Origin of the sequence: Arthrobacter sp. zg-Y820 (genome assembly GCF_030142155.1) — a bacterium.
In the GTDB taxonomy this organism is placed as follows: Bacteria; Actinomycetota; Actinomycetes; order Actinomycetales; family Micrococcaceae; genus Arthrobacter_B.
On the sequence record NZ_CP126247.1, the window covers coordinates 3643170 to 3668348 of the forward strand.

Sequence of the window (25179 nt, forward strand, 5' to 3'; positions counted from 1 at the left end):
TCTTCGATGCCCTCATCCTCCGCCAGCGCCTGTTCAGTTGTGGCAGCCGCGTCCTACCTGACCCTGACCCGCGATTCCGGCACCGCCGCCGCCGAAGAGGGCGAGCTGCTGAACGACGACGCCGCACTGCCGGCTTCCCGGGCATAGCCGCCGCCAAACGTCGGCATAGCGGTTCAGGGGACAAAACCAGCAAGCCGCCGGTAACGGCCCGGTCTGCTTCCGGACGCTCCGGCGTCCGGAAGCAGACCTCGTTAAGGAAGCGGACGCCCCCGTGAGCCAGGCTCATGGACCGCTACGCACACAGGGTGCATCTGCACAGAAGCCCGCCCGGTTCGCGGCCACCTGCGTCCGGTTCCGCCGCATTCAATTCCGCGGCAGCAAAACTGGTGGCTTCAAACAGCATGTCCAGGAACTCCCGAACCGTGCCTTTTTCGGCGGAGTACCGCACTGAACCGAGGACGGGAGGCAGCGGATGGACCATTTCCATGTCGACCTGTCCGGCGTCCATCCCCATCTCGGAAGCCAGCACCTTCAGCAGCCTCTCCTCAACGGATGGACTCATCGTTCGCCGCTTGGAAATCCTGTCAATTCTTAACGTGCAGGGCGTGCCCCAGGAGTCCAGGTGAGCGCGCAGCACGAAGTCCAGTGCCACCTCATCCACTTCCTGCAGCGACGGCCCGTCAGTCCAGGCCACGTCCAGGGTCGTGATCTCGTACGCGGCCAGGGGGACAATTTGAAACCGCACACCGGTGAAGGCAGCGGCCAGGAGCTCACTCAGCCGCCCGGATACGTCAGTCGGCCACAGAAGTTCTGTCATTCGCCCTTCCCTGACCGCGGGCGGCCATGCGGAAACAGGAACTGCCCAAGTCGGCCTGCTCCTGCAGGGCTAAGGGTAATTGCCGTCGGCAACGAACTAGACTCTAAGGTCACGGACAACCGCTCCACCAGAGTGCACGCCCAAAGTTACGGAAACTTTTTCCGTACGCGCCCCCGAACGGCGCCGCACATCGGCTCTTTCGGGCCAGGGGACAACCCCGCCACTCCGCGAAGAATTTATACCCGATATTTCTGTGGGTGCAACTAGTAACTCGGATTCCGAGGGGTTTTTAAGATACCTCTAGAAAACGCGGCGTGTCTGCTGGAAGTATATGAGCCTGACGGCACCGCACACGCCGACAGGGAGCATCTGCACCATTATCCTCATCTGCCCCCAATCCTCCTCCGGCCTCCAGCGGCCGGACCGGCAGCAAAGGAAGCCGCGTTTCCGCGGAAGTCGAGATCCTAGGCTCCCCACCGGCCGCCAACCCAAAACTGCAGAGGGCAGCACAGCACATCAGTCCTACTTCTTTGCCTGAAATACTTGCCGGAATTTTTGCCGGTATGACATCAACGGGAGGGCTTCACATGAGCCAGTTAGCTGCGGCACAGCCAGTCAAGCCGTTATCCACAGGAGCCGAGTGGTGGTCATTGACCATCCAGCCCAATGAGAAGGATGTCTGTGACGCCGTAATCGGGGATGTCGTTACTCCGCTGGCCGCCCAAGCCCGATCATGGGGCGCACAGCGATGGTTCCACACACGCTGCATGGACCCGGCCCGTCCGTCCATCCAGGTCCGCATCCTCGGTGCACCCCGGGTTCTGGACCGCTTGGAATCCCTGATGCGCGCGCTGGTGGATCAAGCCGTTCCCAACTTGGGGGAGCTGCAGACGTCGGAGTACCGGGAGGATGCCATCCCGAGCCGCTGGGACTATGGGCCGGTGTCGCCGAGGGCCGAGTCCGACCTGGCGAAATACGGCGGAGCGGACGGGCTCTCACTGGCGGAAGAAGTTTTCGAGCTGTCGTCCGATCTGGCTGCTTGGGCCACTTCACGCTTCCCCAAGCCGAACAGCCGCTCGTCGCTGGCCGCGTTGCTCCTTTTCGATGCCAGCTACAGCATGATGCGCGGCCCGCGCTCCCCCGTCTGGGCAGACCGGCGGGCCATTTCCTGGGACTATTACTGGGACAGTCACCTGCGCAGCTGCACTGCCGGTTCGGGGCCCCAGGCCGCGCACGTGCGAAACGCGCTGACCTCGCAGCTGGCGCCGCGAATTGTGCCGGCCCACCGGCTAATGGCTGCCACAGCCTCGGAGCCGGCCGTGGATAACTGGCGCAAGCGCTGGTCCCGGGCCATTGACACCTATTTGTACCGCGCGGACAAGGTGCGGGCCAGCCGCAGCGCCCAGCAGTTGACCGTCTACCAAAGCCGGCTGATGCTGAACCGCCTCGGCATCTCCGTCCGCGACGAGGCCGGGCTTGGACTCTACGCGCGGTCCTGGAGCAAGGAACGGGAAGCCGACTTCCTCAAGATGGCCCCGTAGGCGGCCCGCGGAGGGGTCCGCTGCCAGCATCCTTTCAGGTCGATTGGTCCTGCTAATGGGGCAACGAGAGGGGCGCTTCCGGAAGTGAGACCACTGGAGGCGCCCCGCCTCATGTACCGGATTTCCGCTCAGCGTTTTTTGCCTTCCGCCGCTTCTTGACACAATATGAGCACAAGTACGACGGCGCTGCCGGACCTGCGTCGGCAGCGCAGCGCGTGCCGCGGCACACGCATTGAGCGGAATTCGGAAAGGCGGCTTCGGCGTGCAGTTTTCCTGTACCTGCATTTACCATCCCCATCCGGTTACTGCCCGGTTGGAGGTTGCGGTCCACGACCCCTTCTGCGGCCTGCGGGTACACCGCCTCACCGCGTCCACCAAATACGAGCCGAGCTACACCTTTCACCGCTAGGCCCCGAGAGGCCGCTGCCGGCCGGCTAGGCGGTGTCCGCCGACGCCTTGGCTGCAGCGGAAACGGGCTGGGGCAGTTCCTGACCATTGCTTGGCTCCGGAACGAATCCGCTGTCTGCTTCCGGCACCTTTCCGGACACGGCCGCGTTGGCCGAGGTCAGTGACTGGTCGCGCAGGTACCGCAGCACCACAATGGTGACGGCGGTTGCGGGGACCGCCAGGAACGCACCCACAATCCCGAAAAGAGTGCTGCCAACGGTAACGGATCCCAGCACCACCGCGGGGTGGAGCTTCAGTGTCTTGCCCACCAGCAGGGGCTGCAGGATGTTTGACTCGAGCTGCTGAACCACCAGCACGATGCCCAGGACAATCAGGGCCGTCACCCAGCCGTGGGCGACCAGCGTCACCATGGTGGCCAGGACTCCGGTGGCCACTGCTCCAACAATGGGAATGAAGCTGGCGAAGAAAATCAGGACCATCAGTGCCAGAGCCAGCGGAACGTCCAGCAGCAGCAGGGCCACCCCGATGAGTACGGCGTCGACCAGCGCGACGGCGGCCTGGGACAGGATGTAGGCGGACAGCGTCTGCCAGGCCTGTTCGGAGACCTTGACGGAGTGGACAAAGGCCCGGTTATTGGTCCAGCGGCTGGCCCAGGGCAGGAATTTGTCGCCGTCCTTGAGACAGAAAAAGGTGAACACCAGGGTAAGCAGGAACACCACGGTGACCGACGTGACCGTCCCGAGTCCGGCGGTGATGCCGGAGACAATGTCGCTGCTGTGTGCGCGCAGCTGGGCCACACCGGCGTCGAGCAGTTCATTGAAGTCGATTTCCGAAACAGCGAACGGCAGCCCGGCGACAAAATCGCTCAGGTCCTGCAGGTTCCGCCCGGCCATCTTGACCAGTTCCTTCGAACCGGAGGAAATGGAGGGCAGGACCAGCATGGCGACCGCGGCGATGGCGGCGAGCAGTCCCACGAGGGTGAGCAACGCGGCCAGGGCCTTGGGCAGCGCCTTGCGGAGCACCCGGTTGACCGGCCACAGGATGGACGACAGCAGCAGGGCGAGCAGGCCCGGAAGGGCGATCGACCAGAGCGACCGGATACCGAACCAGATGACCACGAGGCCCGCCAGGACTATCAGCGCCCGGGCAACCCAGACGGATGAAGCAGCCAGTCCGCGGGCGAAGGTCCCGCGCGGCTTGAGGCCGGAGGTTGTCCTTGGGCGTTTCCTGGCACCGCGGTCATCCGCGGGCGACTGGTCGCTGCGTTCGGGGGTTGCCGTCGAGGATGCGGATTCGGTCGTCTTCACCGCTCCATTTTGCCTCAAGAGCGAGGGCAGCTATTCCGCGAACTGCGGCTGCGCTTCGATGAACACCCAGTCCCGCTCCTCAAGGATGGGCTCCATCACAGGTCCGCCCGCCTCCGCGATGCGGTCCTGAACCTTTCCCGGAATCCCCTCGTCGCGGAGGTTTTCCCGAAGCCATGCCTTGGCCGAGCCGTCGAGATACGGCCACCAGCGCTCAATTTGTATGGGTTGCATAACGCCCCCTTCAAAGTGCGGTAGGTCAACGGTGCCACCGCTGTCCGGACCGCGCAAGGGGGCTCCGCCCGTACCGGCTTCGGTTATCAGGGCATCGTGGTGATGCCGTCTATGGCCGTGCGGGCCTGTTCCGCGAGGGACGCCGGGATCGGCGCGCTCTTGGCGGCATCCTCCGAGGCTGCCTGCCCCTCATCGCTGACAACATACAGCCCGAACTCCTTCACCAGTTCCACCGTCTCCGGATCCTCGTACGCGCTGCAGAAGATCTGGTACGACACCAGCACGAGGGGGTAAGCGCCGGGAGCAGTGGTCGTGCGGTCCAGATGGAGGGCAATGTCGTCGGCGCTGCGGTCCGGAACACGGCTTGCCTGTTCGACGGCGATCGAGGCGCCGTCGGCGCTGATCGGCACGTACTGGTCACCGACGCGCAGGTTTACGGTGCCCATGGAGTCGTCGATGACCGAATCGTCGGCGTACGTAACGGCTCCCTCGGTGCGTGTCACGGTGCTGACGACCCCGGAGTTGCCCTGCGCGTTTTCGCCGGCCAACCCTCCGGGCCAAGTTCCCGACGGGCCATCCGGCCAGGCCGCCGGAGCGGCATCATGCAGGTATTCGGTGAAGTTCTCCGTGGTGCCGGAATCATCGGCGCGGCTGACCGGTGTGACGGGAGTGGCCGGAAGCTGGATGCCGGGGTTCTGCGCGGCTATCGCCGGATCATTCCACGTCGTGATCTCGCCCCGGAAGACGGCGGCGATCGTTGCCGCGTCCATATTGAGGGAGTCAATGCCCGGCAGGTTGAAGGCAACAGCAATCGGCGAAATGTAGGCCGGGATATCCATGGCTCCGCCGGGACCGCACACTTCCTTGGCCTCGGCAATCTCCTCGTCCTGAAGGTAGGCGTCGGAGCCGGCAAAGTTCACGGCGCCCGCCAGCAGGGCATTGCGCCCGGCGCCGGAGCCGTCCGGGGAGTACTGGAGCTGAACGTCCGGATGCCGGATCCCGAAACCGGCAATCCACGCATCCATCGCCGGGCCCTGCGCGCTGGAGCCGGAGCCTGAGAGGATGCCGGACAGCGTGGAGGTGCTGTTTTCCGCTGCCTCGCGCTGTTCATCGCCGAGCGGATAGTCGGAGCCGCAGGCAGACAACGCCAGGGCAGCTGCGGCAACCAAGGCAAGCGTGCGGGCGGAACGGGGTTTCGGCACGGAGGCGGTCCTTCCGGGGACTGTGGCTGTGGGCATCGAGCAGCCCGTGAGGCTCCGGCAATAGACCGGACACCTCTTCAAGGCTAGCCGCCGTTCCGGGTCCATCGCCAACTCGAAAGGCCTGCCCGTCCTTGGCGGGACCACACACCAGGTGCAACGATTGTGTCCCCGGCAACGCCGCTTCCCCGGCGGCCGCCCATCTGCCGCAGACGGAGCAACTCTTTCCGCGGCGGCGGGCCCGCGGGGATTCAGGCGGAAGGAGTTCTTGTGCTCATTACCGCAGCCGTTTTTGCCGTCTTAGCGGCGGCCGTTCACCTGTACATCTTTGTCCTGGAATCCCTGCGCTGGACGGCGCCGGCCACGATGGCCATCTTTCGTGTTTCCACTCCGCAGGAAGCCGCCTCCACGCAGACGCTGGCCTACAACCAGGGTTTTTACAACCTGTTCCTGGCGGTTGGGATTGTGCTCGGGGTCGTTCTGCTCGGCGCCGGCAGCAGGGTGGCCGGGCTGACCCTGATGAGTTTTTCCTCAGCCTCAATGGTGCTTGCAGCGCTGGTCCTGGTGGTCAGCAACCGGAGCATGATCCGGCCGGCACTGATTCAGGGCGGGCCACCCGCCGTCTGCCTCGCATTCACGCTGCTCGGCGCCTGAGGGCACCGTTTCCATCCATCTGCCCTCCGGACGGGTTAGGCCAGGCCCGTCATCCGCAGAGTGATGTTGATCCGGCCGCCGGCCAGCCCGGTTTCCGGATCCGCCGTGCCGGGCAGGGTCTTCGGGACGCCGTGGTAAGCGAACCGCGACGGGCCGCCGAAGACGAACAAATCCCCGGAGTTCAGCTCAATATCGGTGTACGGCTTGGTCCTCGTGGATGTATTCCCGAAGCGGAATATGCAGGTGTCGCCGATGCTCAGGGAAACCACCGGGGCGCTGGACCGTTCATCCTTGTCCTGGTGCATGCCCATGTGGGCCCCATGCGCGTAGTAGTTGATCAGCGCGGTGTCCGGCGTGTAGTCCTCGGGCTTCCAGATGTCCGGAGCGTAGCCGGGCTGGCCGGGCTGCAGATACGCCGCGGCCAGGGCCCGCCGGCCCAGCTGCACCAGCCAGTCCGGAACGTCGGCCACCCGGCCGCCGCCGGCGTCGTCGGCCGTTCGGGTGTATTTGTACGGCTGCCAATGCCAGCCCAGGCAAACGGTCTGCACCGACATGGGATGCCCTCCGGGCAGGACCGCAGCCCGCATCGGCACCGGTCCGATGGCCCACTGTCGGCAGGCGGCGACAATGTCGCGCTGGGCCGCCGGGTCGAGCCACCCGGGAACATGGACGGCGCCGGGGCCCAGCGCGGCGCGGTTCGGAGGAAAGAGCGTGCCGGTCATGCCGCCGCCTCCAGCTTCAGGAGAAGACGCTTCGCGTCCGGACCCCCGCGGTAACCGCCGGTGGCGCCGTCCGAGCGCACCACCCGGTGGCAGGGCACGACCACGGGCAGCGGGTTCAGGGCGCAGGCGGTCCCGACGGCGCGCACTGCCCCGGGACTGCCGGCCAGCGCGGCCACGGCGGCGTAGGTTGCGGTGGATCCGTAGCCGATGCCGGAAAGGTGCTCCACGACCGAGCGGCGGAAGCCGGCGGTCAGCCGCAGGTCCAGCGGCAGGTCAAAGGAGCGGCGGATGCCGGCGAAGTACTCGGTGATCTGGGCTGCCGCGGCCTGCAGCCGGTCGGGGGCCTCGAGGATCCGGGGGCTGATGCGTTCCGCGAGGGTGGCGAGCACGGCATCGTGATCCTCGCGGGCAAAGGACACCCGGACCAGGCCGACGGGAGTCGCGGCCAGGAGCAGTTCTCCCACCGGGGTCTCGAGCACCATATACGCCACATCAAGCACGCCGGTTTCCACGGCGGCGGCGGTGAGGCGGGAATGCAGCCGCAACAGGGCGGCGTCGTCGGCGGTTTCCTGCCCGGGCGGCAGCCGCAGTTCCGGGGGCAGCTGTTCCAGCGGCTGTGTCATCGGTTGTCCTCCAGATTCAGGATGCGGAGTTTCTTCAGGCCGTCGGCGGCCGATCGGCGGCATGCGGCCGCGGTGCCGCCGAGCAGCACGGCCACCTCGGCATAGGGCAGTCCGGCGAGGTAGTGATAGGCGAGGGTTTCGCGCTGGCGCCGCGGCAGGGTTTTCAGCGCGGCCCAGAGCGGATCGGATCCGTCATCCCCGGGACGCCGCGGCGCCCCGGGTTCCGCGGCGGAGGGCGCCCCTCGGTCCGGTGTCTCGGGAAGCTCCTCGACCGGAACCGGCCGGCGGGCGGCCGCGCGGTGGGAGTCGATGGCCTTGTGCTTGGCGATGGTCACCAGCCAGGCCTCGATGTTGGCGCCGGGAGCAAGCGCAGGGTAGGCGCGCAGGGCGGCCAGGAAGGTCTCCGACCAGGCGTCCTCGGCGTCCTGCGGCCCCAGCACCGCACGGCAGACCCGCAGCACGGCCGGACCGTGTTCCCTGACGATGGCTTCGAACGGTTTCACTTCCACACCCGGTAGACGTTTCCGGGAGCGGCTTTGTGAGCTCCCGGTTTACGATCCCATGCTCTCACCCGAAGCTGCCAGCCACCCGCTCCCCGGGCCGGAGTCTTCGGCACCGGCGGCCGCCCCGAGCAGGCTGCGCGTGAGCTCTTCGCCCTGCCCCATCAGCTCCTCCACTGCCAGGAGCAGGTGGGCATCGCCGGGCTCCTCTCCTGCGGTCAAGGCACTGAGGATGGCCCGGCGCACCAGTTCACGGGCAAAGGATGCGGTGGCGCCCTCGCTCTGCTCCGCTGCCTGGCTCAGTGCCTGCGGCGAGAACATGCCGTCCGGTGAGTAGAGGGCCAGCAGCCGGGCGCGGCTGCCGGTGTCCGGCATGGGGATTTCGACGGCGAGATCCACGCGGCCGGGCCGCTGGGCCAGGGCACGCTCCAGTACATCCACCCGGTTGGTGGTCATGATGAAGGCGACGTCAGCATCGGAGTCCAGCCCGTCGAGAGCGTCAAGCACTTCAAAGAGCAGCGGCTGGGGTCCGTGGCCGAAGCTTCGGTCCTCGGCCACGAGGTCGATATCTTCGAGAATCACCAGGGATGGCGCCATGGCGCGCGCCAACTTGGCTGCCTCGGAAACGGCGGCCAGGGAGCCGCCGGAGAGGAGCACCGCCGTCGTCCCTTCGCTCGCACTGAGCAGTCGCCGGACGGTGTGCGTTTTTCCAGTGCCGGGAGGCCCGTACAGCAGCACCCCGCGTTTGAGGTGCTGGCCCCGGCTCTGCAGCTCGCTCCGGTGCCCTGCGATCCCCAGCACGTGGGCGGAGACCTTCCCCAGCACCCCCGGGGGCAGGATGACGTCCTTTTCGGCCAGCTGCGGCCGGACCAGGAACGACACACCGGCGGCCTCCTGGCCGTAGGGATTGTGCGTGAAGGACACCACCTGTCCGCGCAGAATGCTGCTGCGGCTCAGCTCCGTCTGGATTTCCGCGAGGAAGGCGGCCGCCACTGCGCGGTCGGCCGTAAGCACGGAGAGCGAGGGAGTGTTCCGGCCGGACTGGGGATCGGCGGCGCGCTGCATGACAGCCATTGGGCTGCCCCGGTAGCGGAAAAGCCGAATTCCCAGGGTCAACGCCTGACGGTAACTGTCCGGCCCGATGGGGAGATTGACATAGTCGGGCTGGCCGACCGGAATATACGAATACCCCTCATGGAAGATGTCCGCGAGGTCAACATGGTGCCGCTGCTGCCCGCCGCCCATTCCGAGCAGGGTTGCCTCAGGATCGGAGCCGGCGAGTTTTTCCAGTGCTATGTCCAGATCGGCGAAGCGGTGCGCCGGAAAATTCTCGGCCACCACGGGCAGCTCGCCGCCCGGCTGACTCATAAAGCCGGACAGGGCCGTGGCGATCCTTCGATGCTCGTCAGCGTGGCCCCTGTACTCCTGGGCAAGCGTCACTGCAGCGTTGAAGCTCGTGAGGAATTCCCCCAGTTTTTCATCCATGCGGGCAGAGCCTACCAGCGCTCTCCCGGCATCGGACCCAGGGGTCGGAACCTGCTCAGAACAGGGTTGCCTGCACCCGGCGCGGATCCTCCAGGCCGAGCAGGAACTGCTTGCGGTCCAGTCCCCCGGCGTATCCGGTGAGAGCTCCGGCCGCTCCAATCACCCGGTGGCAGGGAATGATGATGGAGGCCGGGTTGCGGCCGTTGGCCGAGGCTCCACCCGCGCACCGAGCAGCTCGGCTGCCGGAGCGCGCTTGTGGTTCTGCATGTGGACCGCGGTGAGGGCACCGCCGTCGGCCACCAGGGTCAGGGGCCCGATCGGCGGGGACACTACTGCATGCACGGCAGTCACAGACCCGAGCGTAACCCGATCAGCCGCCCAGTTGCCCGCTGAGCCGGGAGCGGATGCTTTCGGAGGAATCGTTCAGGCCGGTAATCCGCGCCGTCTTGCCGTGTGTGCGGTATTTCTCGGTGATTGAATCCAGCGCCGCCACGGTGGAGGCGTCCCAGACATGGGAGCCGCTCATGTCAATCAGCACGCGTTCGGGGTCCAGTGCGTAGTCGAACTGGGTGTAGAGGTCATTGGAGGAGGCGAAGAACAGCTCGCCCTGCACCGTATAGGTGACGGCGGCGCCGTCGTCGTCCACCGTGCGCTGAACCGTGACGAAGTGCGCCACCCGGCGGGCGAAGAGCACCATAGCCGCCAGCACGCCCGCTGCGACGCCGATCGCCAGGTTGGAGGTCAGGACCACCACGGCAATGGTGATGGCCATGACCGCGGTCTCGGATTTGGGCATCCGCTTCAGCGTGGCCGGCCGGATGCTGTGCCAGTCGAAGGTCGCCACGGACACGTAGATCATCACGGCCACCAGCGCGGCCATCGGAATCAGCGCCACCACATCGCCAAGCACCACCACCAGCAATAGCAGGAACACCCCGGCCAGGAAGGTGGAGATCCGGGTGCGGGCGCCGGAGGCCTTCACATTCATCATGGTCTGCCCGACGACGGCGCAGCCGCCCATGCCGCCGAAGAACCCGGTGATGATGTTGGCCACGCCCTGGCCCCAGGACTCGCGGACCTTTGAGGAGCGGGTATCGGTGATGTCATCCACGAGCTTGGCGGTCAGCAGGGATTCCAGCAGGCCCACAAACGCCATCGCCACCGCGTACGGGGCAATGATCTTCAGGGTGTCCAGGGTCAGCGGAATGTCGGGGAACAGCAGGGACGGCAGGGAGGCGGGCAGATCGCCCTTGTCCCCCACCGTCGGCACGTCCCAGGCCAGCAGGATGGTCGCGGCGGTGAGCACCACGATGGCCACCAGCGACGCGGGCACCGCCGTCGTCAGCTTCGGCAGGCCGAAAACGATGGCCAGGCCGACGGCGGTGATCGGATACACCAGCCAGGGCACACCCAGCAACTCCGGCACCTGGGAGGAAAAGACCAGGATGGCCAGGGCGTTCACGAAACCGACCATGACCGAGCGTGGAATGAAGCGCATCAGCTTCGCGACGCCGGCTCCCGCCAGCAGGATCTGGAAGAGGCCCGCCAGGATCACCGTCGGCACCAGGTATTGGGCGCCGTGTTCAGCCACCACCGGGGCGATGACCAGGGCGACGGCGCCGGTGGCGGCGGAGATCATCGCCGGGCGTCCGCCCACGAAGGAGATGGTGACGGCCATCGTGAAGGACGCGAAGAGTCCCACGCGCGGATCAACGCCGGCAATGACTGAGAAGGCGATGGCTTCGGGGATCAGTGCCAGCGCCACGACCAGACCGGCAAGGGCCTCGGTCTTGAGCAGGCGCGGAGACTTCAGGGTGGTCAGCACCGACTGCCGGGCGGCCGGCGTGAGGGCGGGTGCCGCGGAGGAGGGCATGGGAGTTCCTTACAAGCAACGGCTATGGGACGGACCGCGGCGCCGGCCGGAACCGGCCGAAGCTCCGTCGGATCCAATTCCAGAGTACCCGCGGCAAAAAAGTACCGCGTTCCCGCCCACAGCCGGGTTGCCGGCGCTAGACTGCCGCATACCGCGCGGTATGTGACGGGTGTCGTGTGCCGTGCCGCCGCCGGTTACCGCACTGTCTGCTTAATGTCTGCTGCCTGATCAAAGGAGATCTTCATGCAAAATCTTGCCGGCATCCTTACCGCTGCTGCGGCCCGGGTTCCGAACCGGACCGTCCTCAAGCTCGACGACGCCATCATTCCCTACGCGGCTCTCGACGCCATGAGCGCCAAGGTGGCCGGTGTTCTCGCGGACCGCGGCATCGTCCCGGGCGACCGGGTGGCGCTGATCATGCCCAACATTCCGCAGATGGCCTTCGTGTACTACGGTGTGCTGCGCTACGGCGCAGTGGTGGTGCCGATGAATCCGCTGCTGAAGGGCCGCGAGGTGGCGTATCACCTCTCCGATTCGGGGTCACGGCTGGTGTTCGCCTGGGAGGGCGTCGTGTCCGAAGCCCTGGCCGGCGCCGAGGAGGCCGGCGGCGTGCCGGTCATCCCGGTGGATTCCGGTGGATTCCTGCAGTTGCTGGCCGAAGCGGATCCGCTGACCGAGGTGCGCGAGGTCGACGGCGAGGATGTCGCCGTCATCCTCTACACCTCCGGCACCACCGGACGGCCCAAGGGCGCAGCGCTGACCCACCACAACCTGCGCAGCAACGCGGATATCTCCCGGAACCTGCTGCACACGGTGGAATCCGACGTGATCTTCGGCGGGCTGCCGTTCTTCCACGTGTTCGGCCAGACCTCGGCACTCAATTCGGCGGTGATGGCCGGCGCGTCCATCAGCCTGCTGCCGCGCTTTGACGCAGGCAAGGCCCTGGAAATCATTGAGCGCGACGGCGTGACCATCTTCGAAGGCGTGCCCACCATGTACGTGGGCATGCTGCGCCATCCGAACCTGGCGGCCACCGACGTGTCCACTCTGCGCGGCGCGATCACCGGGGGCTCGGCGATGCCGCTGGAGGTGCTGCATGAGTTTGAGCGCGTTTTCGGCACCCAACTGCTGGAGGGCTACGGCCTGTCCGAAACCTCCCCCGTGGTTTCGTTCAACCTGCCGGGCCCGGACCGCCGGGCCGGATCGATCGGCAAGCCGGTGGAGGGCATGCAGGTGCGCGTTGTGGATCCGGACGGCAAGGACGTGCCGGTGGGTGATGTAGGCGAGCTGGCCGTGCGCGGCACCGGGGTGATGAAGGAGTACTGGCACAATCCCGAAGCGACGCAGGCGGCTATTCCGGACGGCTGGTTCCGCACCGGCGACCTGGGCAGGTCCGACGACGACGGCAACCTCTACATCGTGGACCGGAAGAAGGATGTGATCCTGCGCGGCGGCTACAACGTCTATCCGCGCGAGGTCGAAGAAGTGCTGTACGAGCATCCGGCCGTTGCCGAGGCGGCGGTCATCGGGGTGGCCGATGACCTCCAGGGCCAGGAAATCGTGGCCGTGGTGGGACTGAAGGAGGACATGCAGCCCGCGGACGCCGCGGCCCGGGAGGCCCTGCTGGGCGAGATCCGGGACTTCGCCAAGGAGCGGCTGGCCGCTTACAAGTATCCGCGCCGGATCCTGCTGACCGATGCCCTGCCCAAGGGGCCGACGGGAAAGATCCTCAAGCGGGAAATCCGCGTGGATGCTGCCGCGGCGGATCCGGTAACTGCCCCTCCGGTGGAGCAGGTCGAGCCGCAGGGCTAGTCCGGGGGTCTTGGGCTAAGCGAACGGTTCGGGCTGCTCCGGGGCCTCGCCGGGCAGGCCGGCACGCTGGTCCGCGCGCACCAGCACCACACCCAGCACGATGAGCGCCCCGCCGAACAGCTGGACCGGGCGTGGCAGCTCCGCCAGGAGCAGCCACGCCCAGAGGACCGCAAAGAGCACCTCGGTCAGCGATACGAAGGAGGCGACCCGGGAGCCCAGTGTCCGGGCCGCGACGATCCCGGTGACGTAGGCCAGCACCGTGGAAAACAGCACGAGTCCGGCCAGCGGCACCCACCAGGACAGGGTCCGGCCGGCCAGGACGACGTCGTCGGTTGCAAAGCCGGTGGGCAGCACCCCGGTGAGACCGAGCAGCAGCATCGTGGCTGCCCCCACGAGCATGCCGCCGGTGGCCAGCACCAGCGGCGGCAGCGAATCATTCTGCTTGGCGGTGATAAAGAAGTAGATCGCCAGGCACACCGCCGCGGCCAACCCCCACAGGACACCGATGGGGTCAACCCGGACGTTGCCGGTGATGTCCAGGACAAGCACCAGGCCAGCGATCGCGGCCAGCGCTCCGCCGACGGTTTTCAGCCCGGGCCGGCGCCGGGTGGCGGCCCAAATCCACAGCACCATGAGCACCGGAGCCAGAAACTCCAGCAGCAGCGCCACACCAACGGACAGGCGTTCCACCGCATTAAAGAAGAAGAACTGGCATCCGGCGACTCCAATAAAGCCGAAGGCGACGATTGTTTTCCAGTTGTCGAGCACCTGATTCCAGCGGCCGCGCAGCGTGACCATGGCCGGAATCAGCAGCACCAGGGCAGCACCGCCCATCCGCACGGCGACGGCGGTGGTGGACGTCCATCCCGTTTCCAGCAGGGACTTGGCAAAGGAGCCGGACAGCCCGAAAACCGCCGAAGACAGCAGAGCCACGGCCAACGCCGCGCTGGTGTCCGGACCCGTGCGGTGAAAGCTGTTGAGGGTCCGGAAACGGGTCGGCATGAAGCGGGTCACGGGACCTCCTGGCATACAGTCTGGCTGTCCCGGCGGGACCTGTCATGACCATTATGGGCTGTAGCACCTTACACTGGGAAGACCACGCAATATATGTCAGGGGCAACATGGCTTTTACAGATGACACAGCAGTTGCACTGCAGACGGTGGCTGCACTGATCAACACGGGCGTTGACAGCCCGGACACGTTGCGAACTCCCGGGGACCTTGACGAGTTTCTTGCCGGACAGGGATTCAGCGGCTCCCGCACCCACACGGTCGGCGAGCTGAGGGCGGTCCGCCACTTGCGCAGCCGTTTGCTGCAACTCTGGACGGCTGACGAAAACACGCTGGCTTCCGGCGTCAATCAGTTGCTGCGAAACGCGCGGGCCCTGCCCCAGGTGGTGCGCCACGACAGCTGGGGCTGGCACCTGCACTGCACCTCACCGGCGGCTCCGCTGGAAGACCGGATGGCCACCGAGGCCGCCATGGCGCTGGCGGACGCCCTCCGTGCCGGCGAGCTGGACCGGCTGGGGCGGTGCGCCGCACCGGACTGTTCAGCGGTCCTGCTGGACCTGACACGGAACCGGTCCAAGCGCTACTGCGACACCGGCAACTGCGGGAACAGGGAACATGTCCGCTCTTACCGGAACCGGCAGCTGGGTTTGGCGTAACAAATCCGGAACTGACTCATGAAAACTAGTAAGGCCTCTTGTTAGATTCCTCACCTGCCGTTATGCTCTGGTTGAGCTTCGTCTGCCCTCTGGGCGGACGGCCATTCCACTCAGTCTCGACTTCGCATTTTCTCTTGGCCAGGTACTACTCCTGTGCCCGATGCGGGGATGGGGTCTGTGCCAGTACATAAATGGGGGTTTCAATGCAGGACAACTCGAGCGCGTTTTACAAACGCGTTGGCGCCTTAGGCGCCGCAACAGCACTGGCGGTGAGCGGAGCATTCATTGCTTCCCCGGCCATGGCTTCACCCACAGGAGAGCCGGATACCACGTCCACCGATGCTCCCGTCACCACCGCCACAGAGGCGCCGGCCAGTGAAACCACCGTTGACGAAACTGTCACCGAGGAAACCGCCCCGGAAGAAGCCGTCAACGCCGGGGCTGAAGTTTCCGAAGAAGCCGGAACGCTTCCTCCCGGCCTGGCCGAAGCCCTCCTCCGCGACCTGGGCATGACGGTCGAAGAGTTCGAGGCAGCCGGCGAGCTCGGCAAGAAGGCAGCGGACGCCCTTCCCGAACTCCAGGCCACCGAGGGCTTCGTCAGCGTCGCCATCGAAGACGAAAAGATTGTCATCACCGGCTCCGGTGAGGCCCTCGAGGCCCTGGCCCTCGAACTGGACGCCACCCTCGTGGCTCCCGCCGAAGAGGTCACCGACGAGGCTGAGGCCACGGAGGCCCCCGCTGAGGAAACAGCCGAAGCTCCGGCAGCCGAGGCCACCGAAGCCGCTGAAGAACCCGCCGCCGAGGAAGAAACTGCCGCTCCGGTCAGTCTTTCGGGTGACCCCCGCGAAATAATCAAGAACCTCCGCACTGAATACATTTCCAGTGTGGGCGTCGAGAGTCTGCAGTCCATCATGCTGACGGCCGACGGCTACGTCATCAGGGCGAAAAATGCTGCGCCTGCTGCGGTTGTGGATGGTTCGGTAGTCGCCGAGCGTCTGGCCGAAGCAGCTGGAACCACTCCGGCCGATGCCTTCGCCAAGAACAATCCCAGCGTTGCAGTCGTCGACGTATCCGGTCCGGCCAAGGCTCTCGAGGACGTTGTCAACGGTCAGGGTTACGCCACCTTCACCGGCAACAGCGGCGGATCATGTTCCATCGGTTTCAACGCCTTCAATGCATCCGGTGATGCTGCAGTTATCTCGGCAGGACACTGCGCCAATGACGGTGCGGCCACCGACACCATCCTGACAGTTCCCGCCAATGACACAGCCGGTGGCGGAAGCCAGCCGTCGCTCGCGTCACCATTGGGCACCTGGGGATTCTCCCAGTTCGGCGGCGAGAATAATTCACCGACCGAGTTCGGTTCCGGGGAAAACATCGGCACCGATATCGGTGTCATCAATGGCATCAACGGTGAGCTTGACCTGCTGCCCGAGGTCACTCAGTGGACCAATCCGGAGGACCTGACGGCCAACACCGTAAAGATCACCGGAACCACCGACGCTGTTGTCGGTGCTCCTATGTGCAAGTCCGGCCGCACCACCGGCTGGAGCTGCGGCGAGGTCAGCGCCCTCGGCGAGTTCTACGTCGGCGCAGCGGACGGCGACCGCGGGGTCTGGGGCTTTGAATCCACGCTCGACAAGAATGCAGCACCCGGTGACTCCGGCGGATCCGTCATTTCCGGTTCCAACGCCATGGGCCTCGTCAGTGCCGGGCCCGAGGGTGGAAACTACTTCTTCTCCACCTCCCTCTCGGACGGCATGACCCGCCTTGAGGGTTACTCCGTTGCCGTCTTCGTTGACGCTCCGCAGCTGACCTCGCACGAAAACAAGGGCACCGTCCTCACGGACGAGGCCATTAGCGGAACCACCACCGGCACTTCCGTCAAGCTCACCCGCGACGGTGAGACCGTTGACCTGGACGTTGTCGACGGCAAGTGGAGCTTCAACGCTCCGTCCACCGTTCCCGAAGGCGGAACGCTGGAATTCAAGGTTCAGGCGATCAACGGCTTCAACAAGTCCAAGACCGCCACCTACGAGCTGACCGTCAAGGAAGCTCCGCTGGCTGTCCCGGCTATCACAAACCCGGCCGATGGTGCAGCCATTGCCGATGCCGTCACGACCATCACCGGCACAGGCTTTGCCGGCGCCGAGGTCTCCCTGAACGTCACCGGCGACAACACCGTCACGGAAGACAACGCCTCTACCCTAGTGGCCGTTGAAGAATCCGGTACCGCAACGGTTGCAGCCGACGGAACCTGGGAATGGAAGCTGGACGAGGCACTCACCTACGGGAAGTACTCCGTGACCGCCAGCCAGGATGGCATCGCCGGCAAGGCAAAGTCCCCGACGGCGACCTCAACGTTCAGTGTCTTCCTTGAGACACCGGCCGTTACCTCGATCACCGAGGGGCAGGACTTCGCTGAAGGCGAGAACCCGGCAGATATCTCCGGTACCGGCACAGCCGGCGCCAAGGTGGACGTCACCATCGGCGAGAACACCCTTTCCGCAACCGTTGGCGACAACGGCGACTGGAAGGTCACGGGCTTCCCGGTCCTGGTTCCGGGCAGCTACACGGTCTCGGCCGTGCAGACCCTGGAGGGCGCGACCTCCGCACCCGCTGAGGTCACCTTCACGGTTACCGAGGTAGTCGTTGAAGAGGCGGCTCCGCCCGTTGTACCCCCGGCCCCTGCCCCGGACAACAACGGTGACGGCCTGCCCGACACCGGTGCTGCCGGCATGGGTCTGTTCGCCGGAGCAGGTCTTCTGCTCACCGCCGGTGGAATCAGCGCCCTGCTGATCAACCGCCGCCGCCAGCTGCAGGATGCATAATCTGCAACTAGCGTGACATCACCAAAGCAGGTCCCGGCCTTGTGCCGGGGCCCGCTTTGGTATTACGTGCATATTGGATCGATTCCAGGAGGCTCCATGTCCCCGCAACTCCGACCAACCGGCCGTACCGCTTCACCACACTTCTCTTTCCGGCCCCCGACCTTCGCGCACCGCGCCACGCCTCCGGTCCTTGCCCTGGCCACGGCCGCCCTGCTGGTCCTCAGCGGCTGCGGGCCGGACCCGCAGTCGAAGGACACTGCTCCCTCGGCCTCCACCGAGTCGCCAGCGCCGGCAGCGTCGAGCAGTGCCTCCGGCGACGTCATCGGACCCCCCGGCAACGAGCCCCCGGAGACCGTCGCCGCAACACCCTCGGACCCGGATCCAGCAACCTTAGCGGAGGACCGAATGACAGACCTTCTGCAGCTTCATGCCCGGCTCAAGACCGAGCTGGGCACCGCCTATTCCGATGCGTGGATCGAGGACAACCAGCTCCACGTCGCAGTCACCACACCGGAAGCAGAGGCACTCGTCTACGGTGCCGGAGCCCTTCCCTCCCGCACCGAGTTCACCGAGCAGCAGCTGCGCGAGGCCGCTGACGCCTTTAAGGCATGGCTCGCCACGGACGCCGCTCCATCCGTCCAGCTGCACTGGCTGGGGACGAGCGGGCGAACCGGCAGCATCACCGTCCGTGTTCCGGCTGAACAGGTCCAGCCGCTGGCCGATGCCGTGGCCGAGCAGAGTCCTGCCGGACCAGTCAAAATCATTGTGGAGGAGTCCAGCGGCCCGGCCACGCCGTTCGCCACAAACGCCCCCTAGAAGGGTGTCAAGCGGTCAAGGGCTGTCTGGCCGATGGACGGCTGCCTAGACTGGAGGGCGTCGAGCAAACGGCATTCCGGCCTCTTCCCAGGACCCCCACATGGAACAGAAGCTGCAGAGACTCCTGTATTCCCTTCCAACCCGGACCGCCTGGATCATCATCGGCTGCTGCGCCGCCTTCTGGCTCGTTTGCCTCACGGGGATCCTCACCCCGCCGGTGTCCATACCGCCTCATTTCACGCTCTTGTGGTTTTACGCCATGCTCATGCTGATACTGGCTTCCGGCATCGCAGTCATCGGCAGCACCGCTGTCCTGGTAGTGAAACGCGGCGGCCGGGCCCTGCCCGCCCGCCCGGTGCCCGAGTCGGCGGTGCCGTCGCCGGCAGCGGCACCGCCGCCGGCAGCGGCACCGCCGCCGGCACCACCGCCGCCGGCACCGGCAGAACCGGACGATGCCGCAGCAGACCAGCTGGCGGGATTGGGCCGGATGATGGACGATCCCGACAACCTCGATCCGCCGGACGCCGTGTCTGCCGAGGGTGCACGGCCGGAACCTGCGCAGTTGCGCAAGGCCTCAAAGCCCAAGCCCCGCAAGCCGCGGCGCTAGGATCTTCCGGGCGGCGCTAGTTCCGGGCGGTTGCTTGCCCATCGGACCGGAGAAGCGCCGTATACCTTCTGTTCCAGCGAGAAGTAAAGCCCCTTTTCACATTCCCCTATAACGCTCTTGAAAAGCAAAGGTGCTTCTGTTTTCCTGAGGTAGCGGTCCAGCAGGGGGCCAAGCAGTCACTACTGAAGAGCTGCCCATGACGCCTCCTGAGTCCGATGCCCTCATCCACTTTGCCGAAGCCCGCAGCGCGTGCGGCGACCTGCAGCAGGCCCTCCACAACGAGCTCGTCCTCCGGCACCGCAACCTGGCGGACAGCGTGGCCGGCGCCTACAGCGGACCGGGACGCGACCGGGCCGACCTCCGGCAAGTGGCCTACATCGGACTCATCAAGGCAGTGAAACGGTTCGATCCCGCCGTGGGACATCATTTTCCGGCGTTTGCCATTCCCACCATGCACGGCGAGATCAAGCGCTATCTGCGGGACCAGTCGTGGATGGTGCGCCCGCCGCGGGAAGTGCAGGACCTGCGCACCACCATCGCGAAGGTCTATCCGTCCCTGGTCCAGCGGCTGGTGCGCGAACCGTCCCTGCCGGAGTTGGCGCAGGAGCTGGGACAGGACGAAAAGATGGTGGCGGAGGCACTGAACTGCCAGAGCAGCCTCCAGCCCGACTCCCTCGATGCCCCCTTTGAAGGCGGCTATCTCGCTGACATCCACGGAAGCATCGACAGCAGGCTGGAACAGGCAGAAAACCTGGCGGTGTTGGCATTGGCTCTCCGGAAGCTGGAGGACAGCGAAAAGGACCTGCTCTTCCGCCGCTACTTTCACGAGGAGCCGCAGCACGTCATCGGCGAGCGCCTGGGCATGACCCAAATGCAGGTCTCGCGCAAGCTGGCCAAAATCCTGGTCAAACTTCAGCACGAAATCCTCGGCAGCCCGGGCGCGGGGTCGGCAGGCCGGGTGCCCGGTTCCGGCGCGGGGGCCGGTCCGGCTGCGGGGGCCGGTCCGGCTGCGGAAAGCGCAAGCGCCTAAGTCCGGGCGCCGCCCCCGGCCTGGAGGATCTCCAGTTTTTCGGCAGCCGCCAGCACATCCTGCACGGTCACCGCCAGCAGCGCCGGATCCGGCTCGGCGGCGAAGGTGTCCCCCACCCGCTGCGTCTCGTCGGTCAGGGCGATGTGCGGACCCGGGGGCGGGCCCCATTCCGCGACGGGTGCCGGACCGAAAATCACCACCGACGGCCGGGCATAGGCCGAGGCCAGATGGGCTGCCCCGGTATCGGCGGACACCACCAGCGACGCCGCGGCGACGGCTGCCGCAAACTCATCCAGTCCCAGTTCCCCGGCGACGACGGCACTTTGCCGGAGCCCGGCCAGCTCCGCTGCCGCGAGCGCCCGGGGGCGTTCACTCCGGCTCCCGGTGAACAGGATCTCCCGGCCGGTGCGGTGAAGTTCGGCGGCAACTGCGGCGAAGCGTTCCACCGGCCAAAGACGGCTGCCGTACGCCGCCCCCACATGAATGACCGCCGCACCCGGTGCCGGGCTGGCAGACCGCGGCGGCAGCAGGAGATAGTCCAGCGGATCGGCCGGAATCCCGTGCCAGTTCATCAGGCCCGCCCAGCGCTCCCGTTCATGGAGACCGTCCCGCCACTTCGGACCCGCCAGTCCCGGTCCGGCGTGCCCGAGCAGCCGGCGCGGTGCCAGAGCCTCCAGCCGTCCCGTGCTTTCCGGACCGCTGCCGTGCAGGTTCACCGCCACGTCAATGCGCCCGGGCTTCAGCGGAATGGGAACATCCAGCCCGTGCAGCGGCAGGAGCCCATCCACGCTGCCCACCAGCGCCACCACCGGAGCCAGCCATTCCTGCGCCGCATAGGAGATGCGATGGTCCGGAAACGCCCGGCGCAGAGCCCGCAGGGCCGGAACCGCCACCAGCAGGTCCCCCAGTTTCAGGGCCCGCAGGGCCAGGAGCTCAGGCTGTTCGCTGTTGCCGGTGCGTTTCATTCCACTCCCTCCGCCGCCGAGCCGTCCGCTGCGGCGGAACGAGTGGTCCTCATCCTGCCAGAGAGGCGTCTGCGGGCTAAGCAACGGAAGAAGAGCGAGAAGAAGTGGCAGCAAAACTGTTTAGGTGCGATACGGATGGGGAACAAGTTCGGTATGGGAGAACTGACCTTCGAAACGCCGCGCGCGGTGCTCTTCGACCGTGACGGCACACTGGTGCGCGATGTCCCGTACAACGGCAATCCGGACCTGGTGCAGCCCTTTCCCCAGGCCGCCGGGATCCTGCGGCAGCTGCGGCGGGAGGGCATCCGGACCGGCGTCATCAGCAATCAGTCCGGCGTGGCCCGCGGCCTGCTGACGCCCTCCCAGGTGGCGGCCGTCAACGCCCGGATCCAGTACCTGCTCGGCCGGTTCGACGTCTGGGAGGTCTGCCCGCACGGACCGGAGGACGGATGCGGGTGCCGCAAACCGCAGCCGGGCATGATCCACAGCGCCTGCGCCCGGCTGGGCCTGCGACCCGCAGAGGTGGCGGTGATCGGCGACATCGGCGCTGACATGGCGGCCGCCCAAGCCGCCGGTGCCCGGGCCGTCCTGGTGCCCACCGCCGTCACGCTGCCCGAGGAAACCGCCGCCGCCCCGCTGGTGGCCCGGGATCTGGCCGGCGCCGTCGCACTGCTGTTGGGCCGCCCGTGACGCGCCGCGTGCTGGTGGCCCGGCTGGACAGTGCCGGAGATGTGCTGCTCGCGGGGCCGGCCGTCCGTGCGGTCGCGGCCGGGCCGCAGACCCGGGTCACCCTGCTGTGCGGACCGCAGGGGGCCGACGCTGGCCGCCTCCTGCCCGGCGCCGAGAGCGTACTCACCTGGACCGCCGCCTGGATCACCGATCCTGCGCCGCCGGCAACCGCCGCCTCCCTTACCCGCCTGGAGGAGGAGGTGCGCCGCGCAGGCATCGAGGAAGCGGTGATCCTGACCTCGTTCCACCAATCCCCGCTGCCGCTGGCCCTGGTGCTGCGCCTGGCCGGCGTTGCCCGGATCACCGGGGCGTCGGTGGATTACGCCGGTTCGCTCCTGGACATCCGGCTGCGGCCCGGCGAGGACTTCCCCGAGGACCAGCCCGAAGCGGAGCGGGCGCTGCGGATCGCCGGGGCGGCCGGCTACCGGCTGCCGGCGGACGACGACGGACGCCTGCGCCTGCGCGAAACCCCCGACGTCGGGCATCTGGTGGGCAGCGGCCCCTACGTGGTGGTTCACCCGGGCGCGGCGGTTCCGGCCCGCGCCTGGCCGGCCCTGCACCACGCGGCGGTGGTGGAACTGCTGACCGCCGCCGGGCACCGGGTGGTCGTCACGGGCGGTCCCGGGGAAACCCGGCTGACCGCCACGGTGGCCGGCGTGGCAGGCCTGGATCTGGGCGGGCGCACCGACCTGCGGTCCCTGGCCGGCGTGCTGGCCGGAGCGTCGGCCGTCGTCGTCGGCAACACCGGTCCGGCCCATCTGGCCGCAGCCGTCGGAACGCCCGTGGTGAGCCTGTTCGCCCCCGTGGTGCCGGCCGTCCGGTGGGCGCCGTACCGGGTGCCCCTGGAACTGCTGGGGAACCAAAATGCTCCCTGCCGGCTGAGCCGGGCCCGGGACTGCCCGGTGCCGGGGCACCCCTGCCTTTCCGACATCATGCCGGAAGAGGTGGTGGAGGCAGTGCACCGCTTAACCGCCGGAGTGACCTCTTTGGGAACGCGCAGAGAAACGAGGACTGCATGAGGATCCTGCTGTGGCATGTGCACGGCGGCTGGATGGAAGCCTTCGTCCGCGGACCGCACGAGTACATCCTGCCGGCCACTGAGGAAGGCGGCCCGTGGGGCTTGGGCCGGGGCGGCCGGAACTGGCCGGCATCAGCGCTCGAATGCGCCCCCGGCGACCTGCGGGATGCGGAGATCGACGCCGTCGTGCTCCAGCGGCCGGAGGAGCTCGATGCCTGCGAGCGCCTGCTGGGCCGGCGCCCCGGAAGGGACCTTCCGGCCGTGTACCTGGAACACAACACCCCCCGGAACGGCGTCCCCGGCGGCAGCCATCCGCTCGCCGACCAGAGCAGCATCCCCATCATTCACGTCACGCACTTCAACAGCCTGTTCTGGGACAGCGGCCGGGCACCCACCCGGGTCATCGAACACGGCATTCCGGATCCCGGCTACCGGTACACCGGGGAGCGGGAACACCTTGGGGTGGTGATCAATGATCCGGTCCGCCGCTGGCGGGTCACCGGCACCGATCTGCTGCCGCGCTTCGCCCGCGCCGCCCGGCTGGAGGTTTTCGGCATGGGCGGCGAGGGGCTGGCCGCCGCCACCGGCCTGGGCCCGGATGACCTCAGCGTCCGCGGCGACCTGGCCATCGAAGCGCTGCATGCGGAACTGGCCGGATGCCGGGCCTACGTCCATCCCATGCGCTGGACGTCCCTGGGCCTGTCCCTGCTCGAAGCGATGCACCTGGGCCTGCCGGTGCTGGCGCTGGCTACCACCGAAGCCGTCCGCGCCGTCCCCCCGGAGGCCGGAGGGATTTCCGCCGACGTCGGGGAACTGGTCCAGCGGGCAGCGGACCTGGTCCGCGAGCCCGAGGAGGCACGGATGCGGGGCCGGGCCGCCCGGAACTTTGCCCTGCAGCACTACGGCCTGGCCGCGTTCCTGGCGGCCTGGGACACCACGCTGTCGGACGTGGCAACCCGGGGCGGCGGACGGCCGCCGGACCCGGGGTGCAGGGGAAACGCCGCGGAAACGCCGCCGAATCAGCGGCTCACGGAAGTGTCGGCAGCGGCCGGAGGGGGCAGGCAGTGAAAATCTCAATGGTGTCCGAACACGCCAGTCCGCTGGCGGCCCTGGGCGGAGTGGATGCCGGCGGGCAGAACGTGCACGTTGCAGCGCTGTCGGTGGCGCTGGCCCGCCGCGGGCATTCCGTGCGCGTCTACACCCGCCGCGACGATCCCGTCCTGCCCGCGGTGGTTCCGGTGTGCAGCGGCCTGGACGTGGTGCACGTGGACGCCGGCCCCGCACGGGTGCTGCCCAAGGATGCCCTGCTGCCCTATATGCATGAGCTGGCCGACGGCATCGCGGCGGACTGGGGCGGGACTCCGCCGGACGTGGTGCACGCGCACTTCTGGATGTCCGGAGTGGCCGCACTGGAGGCCGCCCGCCGATTCGAGGCGCCGGGCTATCCCGTTCCGGTGGTGCAGACCTTCCATGCCCTGGGCACCGTGAAAAAACGGCATCAGGGCACCGAAGACACCAGCCCGCCGGAGCGCGCCTGGCTTGAGCCCTCCGTCGGACGCAGCGCCGACCGGGTGATTGCCACCTGTTCGGACGAGGTCTTCGAACTGAAGGCGATGGGCATCCCGGGCGGCCGGATCTCCGTGGCGCCCTGCGGCGTGGATCTGGAACTCTTTGGAGCCGGCGGGCCCGCGGAGCCGCGCGGCCGGCGCCGGCGGATTGCCGCCGTCGGCCGGCTGGTTCCGCGCAAGGGCGTGGATCTGGCGGTGCAGGCACTGGCGCTGCTGGCGGAGGACGGAATCGACGACGTCGAACTTCTGATCGTGGGCGGCGCCTCCGACTCCGCCGGACTGGCATCCGATCCGGAGGCCCAGCGGCTGCTGGGCCTGGCCAGGGCCCTCGGCGTCGCGGACCGCGTACTGCTGCGCGGCCAGGTGCCGCGGGAACAAATGCCCGCGGTGCTGCGAAGTGCCGATGCCGTGGTCTGCGCCCCCTGGTACGAGCCGTTCGGTATTGTTCCGCTGGAGGCCATGGCCTGCGGGGTTCCGGTGGTGGTATCGGCCGTCGGCGGGCTGATCGACACCGTGGTGCACGGAAAAACCGGACTGCATGTGCCGCCCCGCGATGCCCCGGCCCTGGCCGCGGCGCTGGCCCAACTGCTGCGCAATCCCGAGTTGGGCCGCCGCCTCGGTGCTGCAGGCCGGCAGCGTGCCCGGGCGCGCTACTCCTGGGACCGGGTGGCCGCCGACACCGAAAAGGCCTACCAGGTAACCGCGGACGGCACGGCAGCGGCCCGGCAGGGCAGCCTGCAGCCGTTGGGGGGCAAGGCCCTGTGAAGCCCGAATCC

Annotated in this window: 25 protein-coding genes and 1 pseudogene; 13 read left to right on the forward strand and 13 right to left on the reverse strand. The window is 67.3% G+C overall.

The genetic code is table 11. From position 1 onward, the window contains the following. The first annotated feature begins 6 nt into the window (after window positions 1-6). The gene (locus tag QNO08_RS16735; protein ID WP_229966403.1) at window positions 7-147 is read left to right on the forward strand and encodes a hypothetical protein; all 141 of its coding nucleotides are present in this window, start codon (window positions 7-9) and stop codon (window positions 145-147) included. Window positions 148-292: 145 nt separating this feature from the next. On the opposite strand, the gene QNO08_RS16740 is transcribed toward QNO08_RS16735, so the two are convergent. Continuing rightward, window positions 293-817, reverse strand: a complete 525-nt coding sequence (locus QNO08_RS16740) for a hypothetical protein (protein ID WP_229966404.1) — start codon at window positions 815-817, stop codon at window positions 293-295. 587 nt (window positions 818-1404) lie between these two features. On the opposite strand from QNO08_RS16740, the gene QNO08_RS16745 reads away from it, so the two are divergent. Then, window positions 1405-2358 carry a lantibiotic dehydratase C-terminal domain-containing protein gene (locus QNO08_RS16745; RefSeq protein ID WP_229966405.1) on the forward strand — a complete coding sequence of 318 codons (954 nt, stop codon included), beginning with the start codon at window positions 1405-1407 and terminating at the stop codon, window positions 2356-2358. A 434-nt stretch (window positions 2359-2792) separates the two neighbouring features. On the opposite strand, the gene QNO08_RS16750 is transcribed toward QNO08_RS16745, so the two are convergent. From QNO08_RS16750 to pstS, 3 genes are all read right to left on the reverse strand, one after another. Continuing rightward, a complete protein-coding gene (locus QNO08_RS16750; RefSeq protein ID WP_229966406.1) occupies window positions 2793-4073 on the reverse strand; it encodes an AI-2E family transporter in 1281 nt (426 codons plus the stop codon). 30 nt (window positions 4074-4103) lie between these two features. Beyond that, window positions 4104-4304: a hypothetical protein gene (locus tag QNO08_RS16755; protein WP_229966407.1), complete on the reverse strand. Its 201-nt coding sequence runs from the start codon at window positions 4302-4304 to the stop codon at window positions 4104-4106. An 86-nt stretch (window positions 4305-4390) separates the two neighbouring features. Then, the gene (gene pstS / locus QNO08_RS16760; RefSeq protein ID WP_442860512.1) at window positions 4391-5542 is read right to left on the reverse strand and encodes a phosphate ABC transporter substrate-binding protein PstS; all 1152 of its coding nucleotides are present in this window, start codon (window positions 5540-5542) and stop codon (window positions 4391-4393) included. 231 nt (window positions 5543-5773) lie between these two features. On the opposite strand from pstS, the gene QNO08_RS16765 reads away from it, so the two are divergent. Beyond that, window positions 5774-6157, forward strand: coding sequence for a DUF1304 domain-containing protein (locus QNO08_RS16765; RefSeq protein WP_229966409.1), 384 nt, complete (start codon window positions 5774-5776; stop codon window positions 6155-6157). A 35-nt stretch (window positions 6158-6192) separates the two neighbouring features. Here QNO08_RS16765 and QNO08_RS16770 read toward each other — a convergent pair whose 3' ends face one another. From QNO08_RS16770 to QNO08_RS16800, 7 genes and pseudogenes are all read right to left on the reverse strand, one after another. Continuing rightward, window positions 6193-6879: an alpha-ketoglutarate-dependent dioxygenase AlkB family protein gene (locus QNO08_RS16770; RefSeq protein WP_229966410.1), complete on the reverse strand. Its 687-nt coding sequence runs from the start codon at window positions 6877-6879 to the stop codon at window positions 6193-6195. Next, window positions 6876-7502, reverse strand: a complete 627-nt coding sequence (locus QNO08_RS16775; protein WP_229966411.1) for a methylated-DNA--[protein]-cysteine S-methyltransferase — start codon at window positions 7500-7502, stop codon at window positions 6876-6878. Before QNO08_RS16775 ends, QNO08_RS16770 begins: the two co-directional genes overlap by 4 nt. Beyond that, complete coding sequence (locus tag QNO08_RS16780) at window positions 7499-8005, reverse strand: RNA polymerase sigma factor (RefSeq protein ID WP_229966412.1); 507 nt, start codon at window positions 8003-8005, stop codon at window positions 7499-7501. Before QNO08_RS16780 ends, QNO08_RS16775 begins: the two co-directional genes overlap by 4 nt. Window positions 8006-8053: 48 nt before the next feature. Next, entirely contained in the window at window positions 8054-9487 is a 1434-nt protein-coding gene (locus tag QNO08_RS16785; RefSeq protein WP_229966413.1) for an AAA family ATPase, read from the reverse strand. A gap of 55 nt (window positions 9488-9542) precedes the next feature. Then, window positions 9543-9695 (reverse strand): annotated as a pseudogene (locus QNO08_RS16790) (methylated-DNA--[protein]-cysteine S-methyltransferase); the annotation flags it as partial. Next, window positions 9647-9838, reverse strand: coding sequence for a hypothetical protein (locus tag QNO08_RS16795; RefSeq protein ID WP_229966414.1), 192 nt, complete (start codon window positions 9836-9838; stop codon window positions 9647-9649). The gene QNO08_RS16795 and the pseudogene QNO08_RS16790, both read right to left, overlap by 49 nt. Before the next feature lie 19 nt (window positions 9839-9857). Further along, window positions 9858-11360 (reverse strand): SulP family inorganic anion transporter, encoded by a 1503-nt coding sequence (locus QNO08_RS16800; protein ID WP_229966415.1) that lies wholly within the window; start codon window positions 11358-11360, stop codon window positions 9858-9860. A 243-nt stretch (window positions 11361-11603) separates the two neighbouring features. Between QNO08_RS16800 and QNO08_RS16805 the strand changes: the two genes are divergently transcribed. After that, entirely contained in the window at window positions 11604-13172 is a 1569-nt protein-coding gene (locus QNO08_RS16805) for a long-chain-fatty-acid--CoA ligase (RefSeq protein WP_229966416.1), read from the forward strand. Between the two features lie 15 nt (window positions 13173-13187). Here QNO08_RS16805 and QNO08_RS16810 read toward each other — a convergent pair whose 3' ends face one another. After that, window positions 13188-14186 (reverse strand): EamA family transporter, encoded by a 999-nt coding sequence (locus QNO08_RS16810; protein ID WP_229966417.1) that lies wholly within the window; start codon window positions 14184-14186, stop codon window positions 13188-13190. Between the two features lie 107 nt (window positions 14187-14293). Between QNO08_RS16810 and QNO08_RS16815 the strand changes: the two genes are divergently transcribed. The 5 genes from QNO08_RS16815 (at window position 14294) to QNO08_RS16835 (ending at window position 20123) form a co-directional block, all read left to right on the forward strand. Next, window positions 14294-14839, forward strand: coding sequence for a CGNR zinc finger domain-containing protein (locus QNO08_RS16815; RefSeq protein WP_229966418.1), 546 nt, complete (start codon window positions 14294-14296; stop codon window positions 14837-14839). A 203-nt stretch (window positions 14840-15042) separates the two neighbouring features. Beyond that, on the forward strand, window positions 15043-17670 hold the full coding sequence (locus tag QNO08_RS16820; RefSeq protein ID WP_284155622.1) for an LPXTG cell wall anchor domain-containing protein: 2628 nt from the start codon (window positions 15043-15045) through the stop codon (window positions 17668-17670). Window positions 17671-17766: 96 nt separating this feature from the next. Continuing rightward, entirely contained in the window at window positions 17767-18486 is a 720-nt protein-coding gene (locus QNO08_RS16825; protein ID WP_229966420.1) for a hypothetical protein, read from the forward strand. Window positions 18487-18586: 100 nt separating this feature from the next. After that, entirely contained in the window at window positions 18587-19093 is a 507-nt protein-coding gene (locus QNO08_RS16830; RefSeq protein ID WP_229966421.1) for a hypothetical protein, read from the forward strand. A gap of 196 nt (window positions 19094-19289) precedes the next feature. Beyond that, window positions 19290-20123, forward strand: coding sequence for a sigma-70 family RNA polymerase sigma factor (locus tag QNO08_RS16835; RefSeq protein WP_229966422.1), 834 nt, complete (start codon window positions 19290-19292; stop codon window positions 20121-20123). On the opposite strand, the gene QNO08_RS16840 is transcribed toward QNO08_RS16835, so the two are convergent. Next, the gene (locus QNO08_RS16840; RefSeq protein ID WP_229966423.1) at window positions 20120-21088 is read right to left on the reverse strand and encodes a glycosyltransferase family 9 protein; all 969 of its coding nucleotides are present in this window, start codon (window positions 21086-21088) and stop codon (window positions 20120-20122) included. The two genes, QNO08_RS16835 and QNO08_RS16840, sit on opposite strands and share 4 nt — an antisense overlap. 153 nt (window positions 21089-21241) lie before the next feature. Between QNO08_RS16840 and QNO08_RS16845 the strand changes: the two genes are divergently transcribed. The 4 genes from QNO08_RS16845 to QNO08_RS16860 are packed head-to-tail and all read left to right on the forward strand — an operon-like array spanning window position 21242 to window position 25168. Beyond that, the gene (locus QNO08_RS16845; RefSeq protein WP_284024467.1) at window positions 21242-21778 is read left to right on the forward strand and encodes a D-glycero-alpha-D-manno-heptose-1,7-bisphosphate 7-phosphatase; all 537 of its coding nucleotides are present in this window, start codon (window positions 21242-21244) and stop codon (window positions 21776-21778) included. Continuing rightward, on the forward strand, window positions 21775-22836 hold the full coding sequence (locus QNO08_RS16850) for a glycosyltransferase family 9 protein (RefSeq protein ID WP_229966425.1): 1062 nt from the start codon (window positions 21775-21777) through the stop codon (window positions 22834-22836). Before QNO08_RS16845 ends, QNO08_RS16850 begins: the two co-directional genes overlap by 4 nt. Then, a complete protein-coding gene (locus QNO08_RS16855) occupies window positions 22833-23903 on the forward strand; it encodes a glycosyltransferase (protein ID WP_229966426.1) in 1071 nt (356 codons plus the stop codon). The genes QNO08_RS16850 and QNO08_RS16855 overlap by 4 nt, the downstream gene beginning before the upstream one ends. Continuing rightward, a complete protein-coding gene (locus QNO08_RS16860; protein ID WP_229966427.1) occupies window positions 23900-25168 on the forward strand; it encodes a glycosyltransferase in 1269 nt (422 codons plus the stop codon). The genes QNO08_RS16855 and QNO08_RS16860 overlap by 4 nt, the downstream gene beginning before the upstream one ends. The last annotated feature ends 11 nt before the right edge of the window (window positions 25169-25179 follow it).